Source organism: Helicobacter sp. 11S02596-1 (assembly GCF_002272825.1).
Lineage (GTDB): Bacteria > Campylobacterota > Campylobacteria > Campylobacterales > Helicobacteraceae > Helicobacter_J.
Genome location: NZ_MLAM01000042.1, coordinates 1 through 555 on the forward strand (window position 1 = coordinate 1; position 555 = coordinate 555).

At 44.5% G+C, this 555-nt stretch carries 1 pseudogene; it reads left to right on the plus strand.

Annotation, left to right across the window (positions count from 1 at the left end):
• Nucleotides 1–555 (plus strand): annotated as a pseudogene (locus BJI48_RS09545) (portal protein); the annotation flags it as partial.

The following is a 555-nucleotide window of genomic DNA, read 5'->3' on the forward strand; positions in this document are numbered from 1 at the left end:
CATTCAAGACAGGCACGCACCCTTATGCCATCCGCAAGCTCTATGTTGATGAGCATAATATCTGGTATGGGATATTTAGAAACGTTAAGCCACTCCAAGACTATATCAACCTCGCAGAAAATCGCACAGCCAATATGATGGGTAGCCAAAAGATTATCTTTGAAGAGGGTGCGGTCCGAGATGAAAACGAATTTACCCGCACGATAAGCAAAGACAATTCTGTTACTAAAGTCAATCAAGGCGCACTCTCTCGAGGAATGATCCGCTTTGAAAACCATAGTGCCGATATTGCCAATCTCACCGCCAAATCTAACGAAAAACGGGCATTGTCTAAAACCCTCATCGGGCTTAATGATGAAGCACTAGGCTTAGCGGTAAATCGTGTCTCTGGCACAGCCATCCAGCAACGCACCAACGCAGGATTACTGGGAATCCAGCAGTTTCTAAAAAGCAGTGATGATTTTGATAAGAGCCTCTTTAAAGTCGTGATAAGTCTGATTTGTCTTTATTATCGCAAACGCCAAGTATTTGCGATCGCTGATCCCAAAGACGCCC